Annotated in this window: 16 protein-coding genes and 1 pseudogene; 13 read left to right on the plus strand and 4 right to left on the minus strand. The window is 61.7% G+C overall.

Annotated elements, in window-relative coordinates; all coding sequences use genetic code 11:
- The first annotated feature begins 46 nt into the window (after positions 1-46).
- The 9 genes from V2I08_RS13855 to V2I08_RS13895 all read left to right on the plus strand — a co-directional run bounded on the left by V2I08_RS13855 (position 47) and on the right by V2I08_RS13895 (position 9,689).
- Complete coding sequence (locus V2I08_RS13855) at positions 47-931, plus strand: urease accessory protein UreD (protein ID WP_349635649.1); 885 nt, start codon at positions 47-49, stop codon at positions 929-931.
- A gap of 4 nt (positions 932-935) precedes the next feature.
- Positions 936-1,238, plus strand: coding sequence for an urease subunit gamma (locus tag V2I08_RS13860; RefSeq protein ID WP_043154324.1), 303 nt, complete (start codon positions 936-938; stop codon positions 1,236-1,238).
- Between the two features lie 115 nt (positions 1,239-1,353).
- Positions 1,354-1,659, plus strand: coding sequence for an urease subunit beta (locus tag V2I08_RS13865; protein WP_349635650.1), 306 nt, complete (start codon positions 1,354-1,356; stop codon positions 1,657-1,659).
- Between the two features lie 97 nt (positions 1,660-1,756).
- Positions 1,757-3,469, plus strand: coding sequence for an urease subunit alpha (gene ureC / locus V2I08_RS13870; RefSeq protein WP_349635651.1), 1,713 nt, complete (start codon positions 1,757-1,759; stop codon positions 3,467-3,469).
- A 126-nt stretch (positions 3,470-3,595) separates the two neighbouring features.
- Positions 3,596-4,102, plus strand: coding sequence for an urease accessory protein UreE (gene ureE / locus V2I08_RS13875; protein WP_349635652.1), 507 nt, complete (start codon positions 3,596-3,598; stop codon positions 4,100-4,102).
- Positions 4,047-4,772, plus strand: coding sequence for an urease accessory protein UreF (locus V2I08_RS13880; RefSeq protein ID WP_349635653.1), 726 nt, complete (start codon positions 4,047-4,049; stop codon positions 4,770-4,772). Before ureE ends, V2I08_RS13880 begins: the two co-directional genes overlap by 56 nt.
- Positions 4,769-5,410, plus strand: a complete 642-nt coding sequence (ureG, locus tag V2I08_RS13885) for an urease accessory protein UreG (protein WP_349635654.1) — start codon at positions 4,769-4,771, stop codon at positions 5,408-5,410. The genes V2I08_RS13880 and ureG overlap by 4 nt, the downstream gene beginning before the upstream one ends.
- Positions 5,410-8,769, plus strand: coding sequence for an ATP-binding protein (locus V2I08_RS13890; RefSeq protein WP_349635655.1), 3,360 nt, complete (start codon positions 5,410-5,412; stop codon positions 8,767-8,769). The genes ureG and V2I08_RS13890 overlap by 1 nt, the downstream gene beginning before the upstream one ends.
- Positions 8,766-9,689, plus strand: coding sequence for a DNA-binding response regulator (locus V2I08_RS13895; protein ID WP_349635656.1), 924 nt, complete (start codon positions 8,766-8,768; stop codon positions 9,687-9,689). The genes V2I08_RS13890 and V2I08_RS13895 overlap by 4 nt, the downstream gene beginning before the upstream one ends.
- Positions 9,690-9,792: 103 nt before the next feature.
- Here V2I08_RS13895 and V2I08_RS13900 read toward each other — a convergent pair.
- Positions 9,793-9,957 (minus strand): annotated as a pseudogene (locus V2I08_RS13900) (helix-turn-helix domain-containing protein); the annotation flags it as partial.
- A 347-nt stretch (positions 9,958-10,304) separates the two neighbouring features.
- Between V2I08_RS13900 and V2I08_RS13905 the strand changes: the two are divergent.
- From V2I08_RS13905 to V2I08_RS13915, 3 genes are all read left to right on the plus strand, one after another.
- Complete coding sequence (locus V2I08_RS13905; protein ID WP_349635663.1) at positions 10,305-10,934, plus strand: peroxiredoxin; 630 nt, start codon at positions 10,305-10,307, stop codon at positions 10,932-10,934.
- 15 nt (positions 10,935-10,949) lie between these two features.
- Complete coding sequence (locus tag V2I08_RS13910; RefSeq protein ID WP_349635657.1) at positions 10,950-11,627, plus strand: DUF3365 domain-containing protein; 678 nt, start codon at positions 10,950-10,952, stop codon at positions 11,625-11,627.
- A 221-nt stretch (positions 11,628-11,848) separates the two neighbouring features.
- The gene (locus tag V2I08_RS13915; protein WP_349635658.1) at positions 11,849-11,983 is read left to right on the plus strand and encodes a hypothetical protein; all 135 of its coding nucleotides are present in this window, start codon (positions 11,849-11,851) and stop codon (positions 11,981-11,983) included.
- Positions 11,984-12,120: 137 nt separating this feature from the next.
- Here the strand turns inward: V2I08_RS13915 and V2I08_RS13920 are convergent, their stop codons facing one another.
- The gene (locus V2I08_RS13920) at positions 12,121-12,861 is read right to left on the minus strand and encodes a c-type cytochrome (protein WP_349635659.1); all 741 of its coding nucleotides are present in this window, start codon (positions 12,859-12,861) and stop codon (positions 12,121-12,123) included.
- A gap of 343 nt (positions 12,862-13,204) precedes the next feature.
- Here V2I08_RS13920 and V2I08_RS13925 point away from each other — a divergent pair, with 343 nt between their 5' ends.
- Positions 13,205-13,705: a DsrE family protein gene (locus tag V2I08_RS13925; protein WP_349635660.1), complete on the plus strand. Its 501-nt coding sequence runs from the start codon at positions 13,205-13,207 to the stop codon at positions 13,703-13,705.
- A 275-nt stretch (positions 13,706-13,980) separates the two neighbouring features.
- On the opposite strand, the gene V2I08_RS13930 is transcribed toward V2I08_RS13925, so the two are convergent.
- Both V2I08_RS13930 and V2I08_RS13935 read right to left on the minus strand, forming a co-directional pair.
- Positions 13,981-15,375, minus strand: a complete 1,395-nt coding sequence (locus V2I08_RS13930; RefSeq protein WP_349635661.1) for a sulfatase-like hydrolase/transferase — start codon at positions 15,373-15,375, stop codon at positions 13,981-13,983.
- A gap of 91 nt (positions 15,376-15,466) precedes the next feature.
- Complete coding sequence (locus V2I08_RS13935) at positions 15,467-17,776, minus strand: TonB-dependent receptor (RefSeq protein WP_349635662.1); 2,310 nt, start codon at positions 17,774-17,776, stop codon at positions 15,467-15,469.
- Positions 17,777-18,199 lie beyond the last annotated feature (423 nt).

Consider the following 18,199-nt stretch of genomic DNA (forward strand, 5'->3'; position numbering starts at 1 on the left):
GCGGAAGATCAATGGCCTGGCCATCACCCCATACGTCATATACCCCATGTCCCGACTACCCGCGCCTGATCAGATGGTGTCCATGACCGTGCAACGCGCCATTACCGTGCCTCCCAAGTCCCGGCACCAGCGCGTCGATGGCCGCGCCATGGTGGCATTCGGGCCGCGCGGCATCCGCGACATGATGCAGGTCGCGCCTGCGCGGCTGCTGTTCCCCGAAGGTCGTGATGGCGATTTTCCGCTCGCCGTCACCGTCACCACCTGCGGCGGGTTGACCGGCGGGGATCGGCTGGCGCTCGACATCATCGTCGATCCGGGCGTCTGCGCGACCATCGTGCCGCAAGCCGCCGAAAAACTCTACCGCGCGCTGGATGAGGATGAACCGACCCGCATCGACACCAGCATCACCATCGGCGCGGGCGCGACCTGCGAATGGCTGGCGCAGGAAGCGATCTTGTTCGACCGCAGCCGGATGCGCCGCACGCTGAGCGCCGATATGGCCCCCGATGCGCGGATGCTGGCGATGGAAATGCTGGTGCTGGGGCGCGGCGCGATGGGCGAAACCTATCAAAGCGGCCTGATCCACGATAGCTGGCGCATCCGGCGCGGCGGGCGGCTGGTCTGGGCCGACGCGCTCCATGTCGAGGGTAACTTCGCCACCGCAGGCCGCGCGCCGTTTGGCTTTGGCGATGCCAGCGCGGTCGCCACGCTCGTCTATGCAGGGCCGGACGCCGCCGACTATCTCGACCTTGCGCGCACGCTGGTCGAAGCCCCAACTGGCGGCGCGACCAGCTTCGACGGCTTGCTGATCCTGCGCCTGACCCGCAACGATCCGCAGGCGCTGCGCAAGGATGTCATGCGCGCGGCGAGCGTGTTGCGCGCCGCGATATTCGGCCTGTCGCCCTCCATGCCCACCATCTGCTATTGCTGACGCCATGAACCTGACAGGACGCGAGAAAGACAAGCTGCTGGTCGCGATGGCCGCCATGGTCGCACGCAATAGACTGGCGCGCGGCGTCAAGCTCAACCACCCCGAAGCGATCGCGCTGATCACCGACCATGTCGTCGAAGGCGCACGCGACGGCCAGTCGGTCGCCGCGCTGATGGCCAGCGGCGGCCACGTCCTGACCCGCGATCAAGTGATGGAGGGCATAGCCGAGATGATCCACGATATTCAGGTGGAGGCGACCTTCCCGGATGGCACGAAACTCGTCACCGTGCATCGGCCGATCCGGTGAGGGCTATTGCGCCCCCAACACCGTTCGCCCTGAGCTTGTCGAAGGGCTTTTTTTTCTTGCAGAGAAGAGCAGGGCTTCGACAGGCTCAGCCCGAACGGTTGCAGGGGTGGACTTCATGATCCCCGGCGAAATCCTCCCCATCCCCGGCGACATCGTCCTGAACGAAGGCCGCACCCCGATCACGCTGACCATCGCCAATAGCGGCGACCGGCCGATCCAGGTCGGCAGCCATTATCATTTCGCCGAAACCAACCCGGCGCTGCTGTTCGATCGCGACGCCGCACGCGGCTATCGCCTCGACATCCCATCGGGCACCGCCGTCCGCTTCGAACCCGGCCAAAGCCGCGACGTGCAACTCATCCCCTATGCCGGCGACCGCATTGTCATCGGTTTTCGTGGCGATGTGATGGGGGAATTGTGATGCACCTCCGCCCCCAATCCGTTCGGTTCGAGCTTGTCGAGAACCCTGCGCGCCCGTTCTCGACAAGCTCGAACCGAACGGGGTCAGGGAAAACATCATGCCCATAACCATGTCCCGCCGCGCCTATGCCGGTATGTTCGGCCCCACCACCGGCGACCGCGTGCGCCTCGGCGACTCCTCCCTCCTCATCCGCGTCGAGGAGGACCGCACCGTCTATGGGGAGGAAGTGAAGTTCGGCGGCGGCAAGGTGATCCGCGACGGCATGGGGCAAAGCCAGATGAGCCGCGCCGACGGCGCGCCCGACACGGTCATCACCAACGCGCTGATCCTCGACCATTGGGGGATCATCAAGGCAGACGTCTCCATCCGCGATGGCCGCATCGCCGCCATCGGCAAGGCGGGCAACCCCGACGTCCAGCCCGGCGTCACCATCCCCATCGGCCCCGGCACCGAAATCATCGCGGGCGAAGGCCGCATCCTGACCGCTGGCGGCATCGACGCGCACATTCACTTCATCTGCCCGCAGCAGGTGGACGAAGCGCTCAACGCGGGCATCACCACGATGCTGGGCGGCGGCACCGGCCCGGCGCATGGCACACTCGCGACCACCTGTACGCCCGGCAGTTGGCATATCGGCCGAATGCTCCAGGCACTTGAAACCATGCCGATGAACTTCGGCCTGATGGGCAAGGGCAATGCCAGCCAGCCCGCCGCCCTGATCGAAATGGTCCGCGCCGGTGCCTGCGGCCTCAAACTGCACGAAGATTGGGGCACGACCCCCGCCGCCATCGACTGCTGCCTGTCGGTCGCGGACGAGTATGATATTCAGGTCGCGATCCACACCGATACGCTGAACGAGGCTGGCTTCGTCGAAAGCACGATTCGAGCGTTTGCGGGTCGCACCATCCACGCCTTCCATACCGAAGGCGCGGGCGGCGGCCATGCCCCCGACATCATAAAGCTGGCGGGCCTGCCCAACGTCCTGCCCTCCTCCACCAATCCGACCCGGCCCTACACCGTCAACACGATCGAGGAACATCTCGACATGCTGATGGTCTGCCACCATCTCGACCCGCGCATCGCCGAGGACGTCGCCTTCGCCGACAGCCGCATCCGCAAGGAAACCATCGCGGCGGAGGATATTCTCCACGACCTGGGCGCTTTCTCGATGATGTCGTCGGACAGCCAAGCGATGGGCCGCGTGGGTGAAACCATCATCCGCTGCTGGCAGACCGCCGACAAGATGAAGCAGCAGCGTGGGAGCCTTGGCACCGACGACGCCGACAGCGACAATTTCCGCGCCAAACGCTATATCGCCAAATATACGATCAACCCCGCCATCGCCCACGGCATCAGCCACATCGTCGGGTCGATTGCGGTCGGCAAGCTCGCCGATCTCGTCCTGTGGTCCCCCGCCTTCTTCGCGGTCAAGCCCGACATGGTGATCAAGGGCGGCAGCATCGCCGTCGCGCCGATGGGCGACCCCAATGCCAGCATCCCCACGCCCCAGCCGGTCCATTACCGCCCGATGTTCGGCGCCATGGGCCGCGCGGGCGCGCTGTCGGCGGTGCATTTCGTGTCGGCGGCGGGGATTGCGGACGGCATCGCCGAACGGTTGCAACTGGCGCGGCCGCTGGAGGCGGTGCGCAACACCCGCGGCGGCATCGGAAAAGCCTCGATGGTCCTCAACGACGCCATGCCGGATATCGAGGTCGACCCCGAAACCTACGAAGTACGGGCGGATGGCGAATTGCTCACCTGCGAACCGGCGCGCATCCTGCCGTTTGCGCAACGATATTTCCTGTTTTGAAAAGCTGCCCTAACGCCCTTCACCCGTCATCCCCGCGAAGGCGGGGACCCATCTCCGGGCCTCGCGTCTGGAGACAGGGTGGGAGATGGGTTCCCGCCTTCGCGGGAATGACGGAGTGATTACATCATGCTGACCGCCCGCGAAGTCCTGCCCCTCGGCCACTGGTCCGGCCCCGCCGCCGACCATATCACGCTCGACCATGATGCGCGTCATCGTCGTCGCTGGGTCTACACCGCCGACCATGGCACGCTGTTCCTGCTCGACCTCGCCCGCGCGACGGTGCTTGGCCATGGCGATGCGCTGCAACTGTCCGACGGCCGCCTGGTCGAAGTGCTGGCCGCGCCCGAAGCGCTGGTCCAAGTCACCGCTATAGACCCGTCCGCAATGATCCGCCTGGCCTGGCATATCGGCAACCGGCACCTGCCCGCCGAACTGCACCCCCAAGCCATCCGCCTGCGCGACGATCATGTCATCAACGCCATGCTCGAAGGGCTGGGCGCGACCGTTACAAAAATCCAAGCCCCCTTCACCCCCGAAGGCGGTGCCTATTCGGGCGGCGGCCATCATCATCACGGCCATGATCACCATCACGACCACCACCACGATCACCACGCCCACGACCATGCTGGCTGACGCCGCGCTTCACCGCCTGCTCGCCTGGACCTCGCCTTCCTATCCGGTGGGCAGCTTCACCTACAGCCACGGCCTGGAAACCGCGGTCGAGGATGGCCGGATCACCACCGCCGCCCATGTCACCGCCTATGTCGAAGCCGTGCTGGCACGCGGCGGCGGCTGGATCGACGCCGTGTTGTTCGTCCACGCCTACCGCGCTGCGCAGGATGACGCGGCCTTCGACGCCCTCTCCGAACTCGCCGCCGCCTTTCGCGGCAGCAGCGAAACCGCGCTCGAAAGCCGCCAGCAGGGCGGCTCCTTCCTCTCGGTCACGCGCAAGGCCTGGCCTCATCCCGCGCTCGACGCCTTCGCCGCGCGCAATGGCGATCATCCCATGGCCCACGCCACCGTCATGGCGCTCGCCTGCGCCGCCCACGCCATCCCGCTCGAACCCGCGCTGCACGGCTGGCTCCACGCCACCGCCGCCAACCTGGTTTCGGCGGGCGTCCGCCTCGTGCCGCTCGGCCAGACCGATGGCCAGCTTGCCCTCGCCGCGCTATCCCACGCCATCCCCGCCATTGCAGACAAGGCGCTCGTCACTCCGCTCGAAGACCTCGGCACCGCCGCGCCCGACCTCGAACTCGCCTCCCTGTCCCACGAAACCCTCTACACAAGGCTTTTTCGCTCATGACTTCCAGCAACGGTCCCCTGCGTGTCGGCATTGGCGGCCCGGTCGGCTCCGGCAAGACCGCGCTGACCGACCGGCTGTGCAAGGCGATGCGCGACCATTATAATATCGCCGCCATCACCAACGACATCTACACGCGCGAGGATGCCGAGTTTCTCACCCGCTCCGGCGCGCTGGTGCCTGAACGCATCATGGGCGTGGAAACCGGCGGCTGCCCGCACACTGCCATTCGCGAGGATGCCAGCATCAACCTCGCCGCCGTCGACACGATGCACCGCAAATTCCCCGGCCTCGAACTTATCTTCATCGAAAGCGGCGGCGACAATTTGGCCGCCACCTTCTCGCCGGAACTCGCCGACATCACCATCTATGTCATCGACGTGTCGGCGGGCGACAAGATCCCGCGCAAGGGCGGCCCCGGCATCACCCGCTCGGACCTCCTCCTCATCAACAAGATCGACCTTGCCCCGCTGGTCGGCGCGGACCTGGGCGTCATGGACCGCGACGCGAAGAAGATGCGCGGGCAGCGCCCCTTCCTCTTCACCAACCTCAAGGACAATATCGGGCTGCCCGCCGTCATCGACTTCATCGTCGCCACCGGCGGCCTGCGCCCCTATCCCGCAGACGCCGCCACGCTCTGATGGATCGCGCCGCCTATGTCCTGCGCGAAAAGCGGCTCTACAATAAGTGGGTCGCCAGCCAGACATTGGAGGATTACGCCCTGCGCTACACCGCCGACAGCGCCCGGCGCTGGTCGGCGGGGCAGGTCGCCAACACCGCAATCGGCGCGACCGCTTTCCTCGCCTGCGAAGCGATCGGCGCGGCGATTACCCTGACCTACGGCTTTGCCAATAGCGTCGCCGCCATCGCCGCCGCCGTCGCCTTGATGTTCGTCATCGGCTTGCCGATCGCCTATCATGCCGCCAAGCACGGCCTCGATATCGATCTGCTGACGCGGGGCGCAGGGTTCGGCTATCTCGGCTCGACCCTCACTTCGCTCATCTACGCCAGCTTCACCTTCCTGCTTTTCTCGGTCGAAGCCACGATCATGGCCGTGGCGCTGACCGCCATGACGGGTATGACGATGAGCATCGCCTATCTGGTCAGCGCACTGATGGTCATCCCCATTGCCCTCTACGGCATGAGCGCCATCACCCGGTTCCAGATCGCGACCCAGGGCATCTGGATCGTGCTGCAAGTCGCGCCGATCGCCTACATCCTCTGGTCCGGCCCGTCCGCGCTGGCGGAATGGTCGCGTTTCACGGGTCAGCTTGGCGCGCCCGATGGCAGCGTCAGCCTGCTCTATTTCGGCTTCGCCCTTTCCACCCTCCTGTCGCTGCTGCCCCAGATTGGCGAGCAAGCGGATTATCTCCGCTTCCTGCCCAGCGCCAAGAAGATCGGCAAAGGCAAATGGTGGGCGGCGATGCTGGCGGGCGGCCCCGGCTGGACGCTGATCGGCGGCATGAAGCTGCTGCTCGGCTCCTGGCTGGCCCATTATCTGATCGGCGGCGCGGCATCGGCCAGCGACGCCGCCAGCCCGACCGTCATGTTCCAGACCATCTTCACCGCCATGTCGGGCCATGCCGGCCTGTCGCTGGTGCTGACCGGCCTGTTCGTCATCATCTGCCAATTGAAGATCAACGTCACCAACGCCTATGCCGGGTCGATCGCCTGGTCCAATTTCTTCGCCCGCCTGACCCACAGCCATCCCGGCCGCGTCGTCTGGCTGATCTTCAACGTCCTGCTCGCGCTGCTGCTGATGGAAGTCGGCATCTTCGACGCGATCGAGGCGATACTGATCCTCTACGCCACGGTCGCGGCGGGCTGGATCGGCGCGCTCGCGGCCGACCTGATGATCTCCAAGCCGCTCGGCCTGTCCCCTGCGGGCATCGAGTTCAAGCGCGCCCATCTCTATGACATCAACCCTGTCGGCATAGGCGCAATGCTGCTGTCCATCCTCGTGTCGGGCAGCGCGCATCTGGGCCTGCTGGGGCAATTGGCGCAGGCCTTCGCGCCGGTCATCGGCATGGCCGTCGCCTTCACCGCCGCGCCGGTGATCGCGCTCCTGACCCATGGCCGCTATTATATCGCGCGCCGCTCGCACTGGGCCGAGGGCGCGGAAACCAAGACCTGCATCATCTGCGAAAATGCCTTCCAGCCCGTCGATATGGCGCATTGCCCGATGTATGCCGCGCCCATCTGCTCGCTCTGCTGCACGCTGGAGGCGCGTTGCCACGACCGCTGCAAATCAGACAGCCGCGCCACGCAGCAGGCCGCGCGCTGGCTCGAACGGCTGCTCCCCCAACGCATAGCCCGCTATGTCCATACGCCGGTCGGCCATTTCATCGCCGTCATGGCCGCCATCACCATCGCCAATGCCGCCTTGCTGGGCGGCATCAACTGGCAGATCGGCCGCCGGATGCCGGACATTGCGGCGGAGATGTCGAGCCTGATGCTCGGCCTCTTCCTCCTCTTCTCGCTCATCGGCGGGGTCATCGCCTGGATGATCGTCCTCGCGCATCAAAGCCGTCGCACCGCGATGCAGGAAAGCGAGCATCATGTGCAAAAGCTGATGGAAGAGGTGATCGCCCATGACGTCACTGGCGCGGAGCTGCAAAAGGCGAAGGAAGCCGCCGAATCCGCCAATGCCGCCAAAAGCCGCTATCTCGTCAGCGTCAGCCACGAAATCCGCTCGCCGCTCAACAGCATCTACGGCTATGCGCAATTGATGGAGCGCGGCCACGACATCGCGCCCGTCGAAGCCGCCAAGATTATCCGCCGCAGCGCCGAACATCTGACCAATCTGGTCGAAGGGCTGCTGGACATCAGCCAGGTCGAAAGCGGCGTGCTGCGCATCAGCAGCGAAACCGTCCGCCTTGCCCCTTTCGTCGACCAGATCGCCAACATGTTCCGCCCGCAGGCCCAGTCCAAGGGCATCGAATTTCTGTTCGAGCGGCCTGAAAAACTGCCCGATTTCGTCCGCACCGACCAGAAACGCCTGCGCCAGATCCTCATCAATCTGCTCTCCAACGCCATCAAATTCACCCGCACCGGCTCGGTCACCTTCCGCGTTGCCTATCGCAGCCAGATGGCGACCTTCGACATCATCGACACCGGCCTTGGCATCGCACCCGACGACTTGAAGCGCGTGTTCGATCCCTTCGAACGCGGCAGCAACCCCGATGCGCAACGGCAAAAGGGCATCGGCCTTGGCCTCTCCATCACTCAGGCGCTGGTCCAGATATTGGGCGGCGACCTCTCCGTCGTCAGCGAAACCGGCAAAGGCACCCAATTCACCGTCCGCCTGATGCTCGGCCATGTCGCCAACCCGATCGAGGACGCCCCCCCGGTGGACCGGATCTCCGGCTATGTCGGCGAACGGCGCAAGGTGCTGCTGATCGACGATGATCCATCGCAGGTCGCGGTGTTGCGCGGCTTGCTCGAACCGCTCGACTTCACCGTGATGGAGGCGCTCAGCGGTCGCGCAGGCCTCGACATCGCCGCGCGCGAGGCACCCGACATCGTGCTGCTCGACATCTCCATGCCCGGCGAATCCGGCTGGGACATCAGCCGCTCCTTGCGCGAAACGCTGGGCGGCAAGGTACGGATCATCATGGTGTCGGCCAACGCCCATGAATATCATCGCGGCGGCGACGGCCGCGCCGCGCACGACATGTTCCTGATGAAGCCGGTCGATCTCGACGCACTGCTGGACGCCATCGCCGATCAGTTGCATATCCGCTGGACCGGCGATGCGCCGCCGCCCGAAATCCCCACGCCCGACGATATGGACCTGCCCGACCTGCCGGAGGACGCCCTGCCAATTCTGGCCGATATCGAGCAAAAGGCGATCATCGGCCATGTGCGCGGCATCGAATCGAGCATCCGCGCGCTGGAACAAGCCGTGCCGCAAGCGCAGCCGCTGGTCGCCCGGATGCTCGCGCATCTCGACCGTTTCGACCTCAAGGGGCTGATAAAAATCATAAGGGCCGTAAAATGACCACCCCGACGCCGCGCTCCGACACCGTCCTCGTCGTGGACGACACGCCCGAATCCCTGCGCTTCCTCACCGACACGCTGGAGGCCGCGCATATCTCGGTCCTCATCGCCACCAGCGGCGAAGCGGCGCTCGAACTGCTCGACCATGTCGTGCCCGACCTCATCCTGATGGACGCGGTGATGCCCGGCCTCGACGGGTTCGAAACCACCCGCGCGATCAAGCAATTGCCGCAGGGCGCGCCGGTGCCGATCATCTTCATGACCGGCCTCACCGAAAGCGAGCATGTCGTCCACGCGCTCGAAGCGGGCGGCGTCGATTATGTCCGCAAGCCCATCGTGGTCGAAGAACTGCTCGCCCGCGTCCGCGTCCATATGGCCAATGCCCGCCAGACCCAGGGCGGCCATTATGCGCTCGACGCCACGGGGCGCAACCTCATCGCCGTCGGCGCGGATGGCGTGCTCTCCTGGCGCACGCCGGGGGCCGACAAACTCATGGAAGCGCTCGAACCCGCTTGGTCGCGCACCGACACCGCGCTCCCCGCCATGCTCCGCGCACCCGTCGCCCGGCTGCTGCCCGACGATCTGCCATCGGGCACCACGGTCAAGACCGAAAGCCCCGGCGGCGATACCGTCGAACTCATCATCGTCGGACGCCCCCGCCGCGACGAAGTGCTGATCCGCCTCAACCATCTCGACCCGCTGGCCGACATCGCCCGCCTACAAAGCCATTTCGGCCTCACCCAGCGCGAAGCCGAAGTGCTGCTCTGGATCAGCTATGGCAAACCCAACCGCGTCATCAGCGAGATATTGGTCATCAGCCCGCGCACCGTGAACAAGCATCTGGAACAGATTTTCGAGAAGCTCGGTGTCGAGACACGGGCGGCGGCGGCGGCCTTCGCAGTCAGGATCATTGCGCAATAGGCAATCACTTGGCCCCTTCTTATTTCCGCTCGCTGGCGGCCGCGGCAATGCGGTCAAGCGCGCAGCGCTCCCGGCTCGCGCTGGATTACCGCCAGATAATGCCGCCGGTCGGCAGATCGGCCGTGGAGGTCCGCTTCTTCCACTTGGCGACCGTCTTCTGGTTGATGCCGTGCCGCTTCGCCAGCGCCCTCAGGCTCGCTTGACTATGCTGTATCGCTCGACGGACTGCCTCAGTCGTTGTGGCGCTCCCGTGGAGTACCTGGCCCATAATGCTTCCTTCCAGCTGACGGTGAATAATGCACCATCAAAGCCTGGGATCAAACATCTAAAATGTGCAGACATCTGTGGACGGTAGCTGGGGCTTTGTAGTCGTTCCTCGGTGACGTTTGAAAGGGCAGGCTTTCGCGCTGGCAGAACGGCTCGCGGGGGATGGATATGCCTTACCGTACGCTTTTGAGAATTGGCTCATCGTGCGAACTGGCCCCACACGCGGCGGCCAACCAACTTTTTCAACCAACTATCATTTACACGATTACAGATAATGGTTAAATGATTTGGCCGAGGTGCCGGTAAGGGTGTAGCCGTGCAGCATCCACCCAAACAAAGGATCGTATGATGACATTGCATATCGGAGATACCGCCCCCGACTTCACCGTCGATACCCAGAACGGCATGATCAGCCTGCACGAATGGGCTGGCGACAGTTGGGTCTTCTTCTTCAGCCACCCCGCCGATTTCACCCCTGTGTGCACTACCGAGATGGGCCGCACCGCCCAGTTGGCTGACCAGTTCGCCGCGCGCAACTGTAAGCCGCTCGGCCTGTCGACAGACACCGCCGACGAGCACCGCAAGTGGATCGCCGACGTCAACGATACCCAGAACACCAATCTGACCTTTCCGATCGTCGCCGATGCCGACCTGGCCATCGCCAAGATGTACGACATGATCCATCCTGATCAGAGCGAGACTGCGGCGGTGCGTTCAGTGTTCATCATTGATCCCAAGAAGAAGATCCGGCTGACGATGACCTATCCGATGAGTGTCGGACGCAATTTCGACGAAATCCTGCGGGTCATCGATGCGCTGCAGCTTTCGGATGCCAAGCGGATCGCAACACCTGCCGACTGGCAGAAGGGCAAGGAAGTCATCATTCCGCCCTCGATCAGCAATGCCGAGGCTGAAACTCTGTTTCCGCAGGGCTGGACCGAACACCGTTCGTATCTGCGCACGACGCTGGTCGATTGAAGACGGGGTCGGGGGATGCCTGACAGCATCCCCGGCTCGGAAGGAATGAAGTTCGCCACGCTGCCGCAGGGCATACAGGAGGAGGCAATGGGGGTGCTGCAATCTGAACGGCTTGTCATGTGCGCAGGTCTTGCGTTGGCCGTCACTTCATGCGGCGAGCAGACGCCGTCGCCCACCAACATTGTTGTCGAGCAACGTTCTGCAAAGGTCGCCGACGCATTCCAGGAAACGCTGCAAGGCGAGTTGAAGGCAGCGCTGAAGCAGGGCGGGCCCATCATGGCGGCAAGCGTGTGCAGCGAGGCTGCCCCTGCCATCGCCAAGACCCAGAGCGAAGACAGCGGTGCCGAGGTGCGCCGCGTGGCGTTGCGCAACCGTAGCCCCGGAGCACAGGTTACCGCAAACATGCGCCCGCATTATGACACGCTCGCCAAGGCGCCGCTCGTCAATGGCCTGCCCGCTACGCGCATCTGGAAAACCCACAGTGCCGATGGTGAGCGGATTAACTTCATGCGGGCTGTCCCGATGCAGGAAAAACCCTGTGCCGCCTGTCATGGGACCGATGTCGCGCCCGATGTCGCCAATCATATCCGCACATTATACCCTGATGACCGGGCTACCGGCTTTTCGCCCGGCGAGATGCGCGGTGCGATTGTGATCAGTTGGTCCAAATCTTCATTAGTTGCAGGTGATTAGCACAGCGCAGACCCGCGCTCGCCCCTGCCAGAGAGGGCGAGTGAATGTTGGGTTTCAAAGCAGCATCCCAGCCGCCGGGGTGCCGCCGCGCAAGAGCGGCATGTCGTAATGTCGAGCCAGCGGTGCTGAGCAATGATGGCCGCACCCCGGTTATACACCGTTTCTGCTGACGCTAACGCTGACGCAGTTTTTTGCTGGGCATGATCGGGGTGGACATCAGCATGTCCCGCTATGTCGTGCTCGACGAGGTGACCATCTGGGACCCGGCGGCCCACCCCGGCAGCCCAATGTTCATGCTGGTCGGCACTATGTTCATCGTGCCACTGATCATCGGCTATACCGGCTGGGCTGGATGACGGCGATCTGATTGATATCGGTGGGACCACGCGGCGTTGTCGCCCACGCGATCCGCTGATGGATCAATAACTTAGATTGTGAGGCACGCTCGTTCCGCCAAGCAGGCGGGCACATAGAAGAGTGGCCAAGCATGCCTTCAGTTACCCGACCCTGACGGCGGAGTGATCGCCGGATCGCCGAGGCGCTTGCCCCGTACGATCGTACCATAGCGCGAAAACGGGCTGTCATGGTGTTTCGCGCGTGTCGCTTGAACATCGCCATCAAAGCGCGGATCCTGCGGGCGAATCTGGCCGTCCATGAAGGTTGCGACGTCCCAGGCTTGCTGGACCGTCAGGCTGCCCTCCTGGCCTTGCGGCATATTTGCATGGATGAAGGCGGCAGCTTTGTCGATGGTCGCCATGCCGGCACCCCAGTTGTAACTGCGAGCCCCCCAGAGCGGCGGATAGGCCAGTCCACCCTCGAACACCTGTCCAGCACCATCGGTGCCGTGGCAGGCGCTGCATTTCTCGGCGAAGATCGCGGCACCCCGGACGTCATCAGGCTTGAGTTCGGGGTCAGCCAGCTTGGGAAAGCCGCGCCCAGGCGGAGATATGCCACTGGGCAGGCCGCGCGCCATGTAAGCCGCATAGCTTTCGATCGCTAGCAGTTCGGGACTACCCAGCGGCGGAGGCGTTCCGTTCATGCTGTAGACGAAGCAGTCCTGAACCCTCTTCTGGAAGCTGTTGATTTCCCCGTTCTTCTTCCGGAACGCCGGGAAATTGACAAACGCCGCCCAAAGCGGAGCCGCGCCAGCCTTGCGTCCGGCGTCGAGATGGCAGTTGCTGCAAGCAAGCCCGTTGCCGACATGTTTCGGGGCAAAGGTTGCTGTCTGGGTCATCAGTTTTTCGCCAAGCCGAACAGCATCGCCATAAGCGTCCGCTGGGGCGTCCTTGGCCAGTGGCGGCGCAAAGGCTGCCTCAGCGTTAGGCGAAGAATCAGTAGAAGAGGCTGGTTCAGCACCGGGCCAACCATCGCAACCAGCTACCGCAAAGGCACAAATCATAGCCCCTGCTGCCAGCAATCCCCTCGTCTTCCTCATGCCAGAATGCTCCCGAACCCAATCTTAACTTGTCACTTTCATTATTACACGATTTATGTAACACAACGTCTAGCGAAGAAATAGCGATATCGGGATCAGCGACATGCAGCACATAATTTCTGCCATGCTTACAGGCGCTCTAATGTTGGCAACCCCCGCAATCGGCCAGACGCCACAGCGTTTGATCCCCGATTTTGGGGCATTCAACCCGATAGCCGATGCGTTTGAGGAACCCGACCCGTTGGTGCGCTATCGGATCATATTCGACGTTTCTCAAGCCGCTCGTGCCGAAGGATCGGTCCATCAGGGGCTGGATCGGGTGGCACGCATGGTCAATCTGCTCAACTATTATGGCGTGAAGCTGCAGCCGGGTGATATCGTTGTAACGCTGCATGGTGCTGCCGCCAAAACAGCGCTAACGCCCGCCGCCTATGCCAAGCGTTTCAAAAACGAAGCCACTCCTAATGCCGCACTCATTCAGCAACTCACCGAAGCAGGTGTTAGCGTACGCTTGTGCGGCCAATCGATGGTCGCAAATGGCTTCGAGAAAGAGGAACTCAACTCTGACATCAAGGTCGATGTTTCGGCAATCACGACCATCGGTACGCTACAGATGCGAGGCTATGCGTTGATCCAGGACTAGGCCGTCGGCTAGTTGGTTTGCTTCAGGCAATTTCCAGGCTCAGCCCTGTTTGAGGTCGTGCATTCGATCTTGATCCCGCCCTTGCCACCGCGATGAGCGGCGTTCTCAACCAGATTACCCAATGTGAGCGTCAACGCCGCGCGGTCGGTAATTGCTGTGGCCGACCCAGCGGTGCTGGGCCGACTGAGCCAGATCCTCGACGATCCGCTGCTGGTACGCGAGAGGCGGCATATGGTGCTGACTATGGGTTCACGTAATTAAATTGGCGACATAATTTAGGGCAACTTGACCGGATCAAGCGCCTTCATCGAATCGATCACCTGCGCCGGGGGAATGGGAAGATTGGGTAGCATCGTCGCCGACCAGCTTTCCGCCTGCTTCCGCAGATCAGCGAAAATCTGCGGGTGGCTGCGCTTGTAATTGTGGTTTTCTGTTGGATCCTGTTCAAGATTGAACAGATATTCTAGCTTGTCGACGCGCACATATTTCCACGGGAAGGCAAGCGCCGAAAGCATGTCGGCGGGGGTTTTCCAGAACACGGTGCGCGCCGCCACAGCGCCCCCGATCAACTGCGGCGAAAGATCGATGCCATCGGGTTGCGCTGCATCATCCAGATCGATGCCCGCAAGCCCTGCCAGGGTGGGTAGAAAATCCATCGACATGGCAATCTGGTCAGATGACGAACCCGCCGGGACGTGGCCGGGCCAGCTCACGATCAGCGGCACGCGCACGCCGCCTTCCCACAAATCACCCTTTTCGCCCCGCAACGGCCACATCTTGGAAAAGCGTTCACCGCCATTGTCGCTGGTGAAGACCACGATTGTGTCGTCTTCCAGCTTCATCTGGCGCAAGGTGTCCATAACCTTGCCGATCCCTTCATCCATCGCCAGCACCATATCGCGGTAGATCTCCGGGCTGCCGCCATCATAATGGAAATCGTTGATGCGATTCTCGCCGCGATCGTCACGCGACTGCCACGGCCAATGCGGCGCGGTATAATGGAGAGACAGGAGGAACGGACTGGCTGCATTCTTGCGAATGAAATCACACGCACGGTCAGAAAACAGATCGGTGGCATAGCCGTCGACATCCACCAGCCTTTCATTCTCATACATGTCGGGCTTGCGCGGGGTTGAGCCGTCAAAGCCACCAGCATCGTGGGTCCAGTAATCGGCCCCGCCACCCATGATGCCGAAAAATTCGTCATAGCCGCTCTTGTTCGGACTGAAGGTCGGCAGCTCGCCCAGGTCCCATTTGCCGATCAGCGCCGTGCGGTATCCTGCCGCCTTGAAGGTGGCGGGAAGCGAGGGAAGCGCATCGGGATAGCCGATCTTGTCGCTGGGATAGCCGCCCCCAAAGCCCGTGCCCACCAGGAAACGGTTCTGATAGCGCCCAGAAATCAGCGCCGCACGGGTCGGCGCGCAGGTGCTGGAATTGGCATAAGCCATCGAAAAAAGCATGCCGCGCTTGGCGATGCTGTCCACATGGGGTGTCTGATAGTCTGTGCGGCCATAGCAGGACAGGTCGAAGGCACCCATGTCGTCGGCCATGATGAAGACAATATTGGGCGGCCGGTTCTGGCGAGGCCGCGCCAGGGCAGAGGCCGAGAGGCAGAACATGGATGTTGCGACCCCTGCAATCACCGTCCTGCGGTCTATCAACTGATCCATGAACTGGTCTCTCCTTATCATTGTGCCGACGCACTCACACACAAAGGCTGCTGCGCCCGATAGTCCGGTAGATGGGTTCTGACCGTCTGGATCAGAAATTATAGGTCACGCGCAATCCATAGGTCCGCGGCGGCATCAGGATAGCACTGCCAGTAAAGGGTTGAAGCGGGAAATCCGCCGATGAGCCGCCGGTGACCGGGATGTTCGTATCGCCGATATTCTTGATATAGGCGGTCAGCGACAGCCGGTTGCCGGGCAGACGATAGGTGATGTCGGCATTGTAGAGCTGATAGGACGGTGCCAGCGCGTTGCCCAGGAAATGGGCATCAATATAGCGCGATGAAGCAAAGCTTATATCCGCGCTCAGCACCAGTTCGGAATCGCCCAACGGAACGATCTTCTCCACCGCTGCCATGCCCGACCATTTGGGGGCGCGGGTTAGCGGGAAGCCCGAACAGTCCACCGTGAAGAACGGATTTCCGGCAGCAGGCGGCATCTGGGTGCAGCCGGTATTGGGCGCGGTGGGCTGGGTATAGTCGAACGATGTATATTCGCTGTTGGTGTATTCGGTCGCCAATTTGATTGTGGTTGTAGGGGTGGCGCGCAGCACCGCATCGACTGAGACACCATATATGCGCGCCTTGCCGGCATTCAGGGTCAAGTTAGTAAGCGATCCGGCAGGCAGGGGCGCAGCGCAGATCGGACCACCGCACGAATCGAATCCGCCAATGGTTTCCTGCTTGTTCTTATAGTCCCAGTAAAAGGCTTCAACATTGACCTGGAGCCTGTTGTCGAGGAACCTGTTGCGCGATCCTACCGTTATCGCCATCAGTTTCTCTGGCTTGTAGCTGTTGCGCGGTGCCTGGGCGGGAAACACGCCGCCGGCCTTGAACCCAGTGGCGACCGTCGCAAACAGCATGGACTGCGGCCCGACATCAAACTCTGCCCCTGCCTTCCAACTGAAGTTGTTGGCGGAGATATTGCCATTGGACTGCACCAGGCATGGCGCTGTCAGTGAACAGATGTCGGCGGTGCGCAGAAAGAAGTTATTGGTCCCTTTGAGCTTTGAGCTTTCATGGGTGTAACGCGCACCGGCAATGAGCCGCAATTCGGGCGTAATCTCGATGCTTGTCTCGCCAAAGGCTGAATAGCTTTGCGTTTCAATATCCTGGGTCACGCGGTTGAGGATTCCGGTGCCGATGCCCGGACCAAAGGTGCCCGGCGGCAGCAGCGTCAGATCGATAAAATGAGTCCCATTGAAGGACTGGTCGAACAGAAAACCGCCGACCACCCATTTCCATCCTGTCGATTCATAGTTGAGCCGGGTTTCCAGAGAAAGCTGGTCAAAGCTGTAATCTTCGGTCGTGAACCGAAAGCCGGGATAGGTGTTTCCGCGCTGGTTGACCTTGCGATAGGCAGGGATCGCGGTGAAGGTCAGCTTGTCGGACAGGTCGAGATCGATCTGGCTGTTGATCGCGAACACATCGAGATCGATGAACTGCGGCACCGTCTTGTTCTGCGCCACATTATAGCGGGCGATCAACGCAGGATCTTGCGCGCCCGCCCTGGGATCGACCAGATTAAATTCTACGCCGTTAGCCGGATTACCGTCAAGATTGCCGTCAACAATGCTGTATCCGCCGCCAACACCGCCGACATGCGCGTAGGAGACATTAAACAGCCACGATCCGCCTTCGGGGGAGAAAAGCACTTTCAGGCGCGCTGCCTGCTGCTCGTCATCGCCCGAACCATCACGGAAGAAACCGTCGCGGTCGACAAAGTTAAAGGCCAGACGGGCCGACCATTCCTCACCCAGAGGCACGGTCAAGCCACCGCTCAGGCGCTTCCTGTCATAATTGCCATATTCTGCCGTGATGGTGCCTTCGAGCTCGCGACCCGGCATATTGGTGATGAGATTGATGGCACCACCCGTCGCATTGCGACCATAAAGCGTGCCCTGCGGACCCTTGAGAACCTCAACGCGCGCAAGGTCGTAATAATCGACACCATATGCTATGGGCTGGCCTACAAACACGCCATCAACCGAGAATGCCACGCCGGAATCGGCCGCGCCGGTGTTGGAGGCATTGCCCACGCCACGAATGAACGGCTGGGCTGTCGCACCCACCTGGGCAAGTTGAAGGCCGGGAACAAGGCTCGTCAGGTCCACCGCCTGGGTTACGCCGTTGCGCGCCAGTTCATCGCCGGTGACGACGTCGATGGCGATTGAGGCGCGCTGCACATTTTCCGAACGACGCTGCGCGGTCACGACGATGTCAACGATGCCGCCCCTATTTGACGCTGAATCGCTGGCCTGCGTCTCTGCGGATTGTGCCATCACGATGCCGGGCATCATCAGCGCGAACGACGATGTCGCAACAAAAAGGACCGATGTCTTCATGTTCCCCTCCCTGGGTAACGGGCGTTCAAATTAGCCTCGTTCCATCAGCCATTCACCGCCCACCCCTCCAATGCAAATCAAATGAAATTAATAATTCATCAATATCATTGATATATTAAGTTATTCTAATTTGTGTTTCTATGAAATAAAATATAGATTATCATAACGTATCTATTTCTATAAATAATATTATTTATTTCTCAGAACATTATGTATTTTTTGAATTAAAATGTTTGTGAAATTCAAAATTATTCTCAACATATTTCGGTATCACTGGTCCAGTTCGCTTCAGGAATGTTAGGGTTCATCGAAGGCGCAGTAAATGGCACAGATACGGGCACGGCATCTTAGTGCCCGAACCGAAAGTTGTTGAGCAATACCAGCATGTTGTGATTCACACCTCTTTGCGAAGAGATGGAGTGA

This window comes from Sphingobium sp. MK2 (assembly GCF_040170545.1).
Classification (GTDB): Bacteria; Pseudomonadota; Alphaproteobacteria; order Sphingomonadales; family Sphingomonadaceae; genus Sphingobium.

Excerpts from the sequence above, each read along its gene's own strand:
- V2I08_RS13855 (WP_349635649.1), top strand. The coding sequence starts at position 47 with ATGTCCCGACTACCCGCGCCTGATCAGATGGTGTCCATGACCGTGCAA.
- V2I08_RS13860 (WP_043154324.1), top strand. The coding sequence starts at position 936 with ATGAACCTGACAGGACGCGAGAAAGACAAGCTGCTGGTCGCGATGGCC.
- V2I08_RS13865 (WP_349635650.1), top strand. The coding sequence starts at position 1,354 with ATGATCCCCGGCGAAATCCTCCCCATCCCCGGCGACATCGTCCTGAAC.
- ureC (WP_349635651.1), top strand. The coding sequence starts at position 1,757 with ATGCCCATAACCATGTCCCGCCGCGCCTATGCCGGTATGTTCGGCCCC.
- ureE (WP_349635652.1), top strand. The coding sequence starts at position 3,596 with ATGCTGACCGCCCGCGAAGTCCTGCCCCTCGGCCACTGGTCCGGCCCC.
- V2I08_RS13880 (WP_349635653.1), top strand. The coding sequence starts at position 4,047 with ATGATCACCATCACGACCACCACCACGATCACCACGCCCACGACCATG.
- ureG (WP_349635654.1), top strand. The coding sequence starts at position 4,769 with ATGACTTCCAGCAACGGTCCCCTGCGTGTCGGCATTGGCGGCCCGGTC.
- V2I08_RS13890 (WP_349635655.1), top strand. The coding sequence starts at position 5,410 with ATGGATCGCGCCGCCTATGTCCTGCGCGAAAAGCGGCTCTACAATAAG.
- V2I08_RS13895 (WP_349635656.1), top strand. The coding sequence starts at position 8,766 with ATGACCACCCCGACGCCGCGCTCCGACACCGTCCTCGTCGTGGACGAC.
- V2I08_RS13905 (WP_349635663.1), top strand. The coding sequence starts at position 10,305 with ATGACATTGCATATCGGAGATACCGCCCCCGACTTCACCGTCGATACC.
- V2I08_RS13910 (WP_349635657.1), top strand. The coding sequence starts at position 10,950 with ATGCCTGACAGCATCCCCGGCTCGGAAGGAATGAAGTTCGCCACGCTG.
- V2I08_RS13915 (WP_349635658.1), top strand. The coding sequence starts at position 11,849 with ATGTCCCGCTATGTCGTGCTCGACGAGGTGACCATCTGGGACCCGGCG.
- V2I08_RS13920 (WP_349635659.1), bottom strand. The coding sequence starts at position 12,861 with ATGACCCAGACAGCAACCTTTGCCCCGAAACATGTCGGCAACGGGCTT.
- V2I08_RS13925 (WP_349635660.1), top strand. The coding sequence starts at position 13,205 with ATGTTGGCAACCCCCGCAATCGGCCAGACGCCACAGCGTTTGATCCCC.
- V2I08_RS13930 (WP_349635661.1), bottom strand. The coding sequence starts at position 15,375 with ATGGATCAGTTGATAGACCGCAGGACGGTGATTGCAGGGGTCGCAACA.
- V2I08_RS13935 (WP_349635662.1), bottom strand. The coding sequence starts at position 17,776 with ATGAAGACATCGGTCCTTTTTGTTGCGACATCGTCGTTCGCGCTGATG.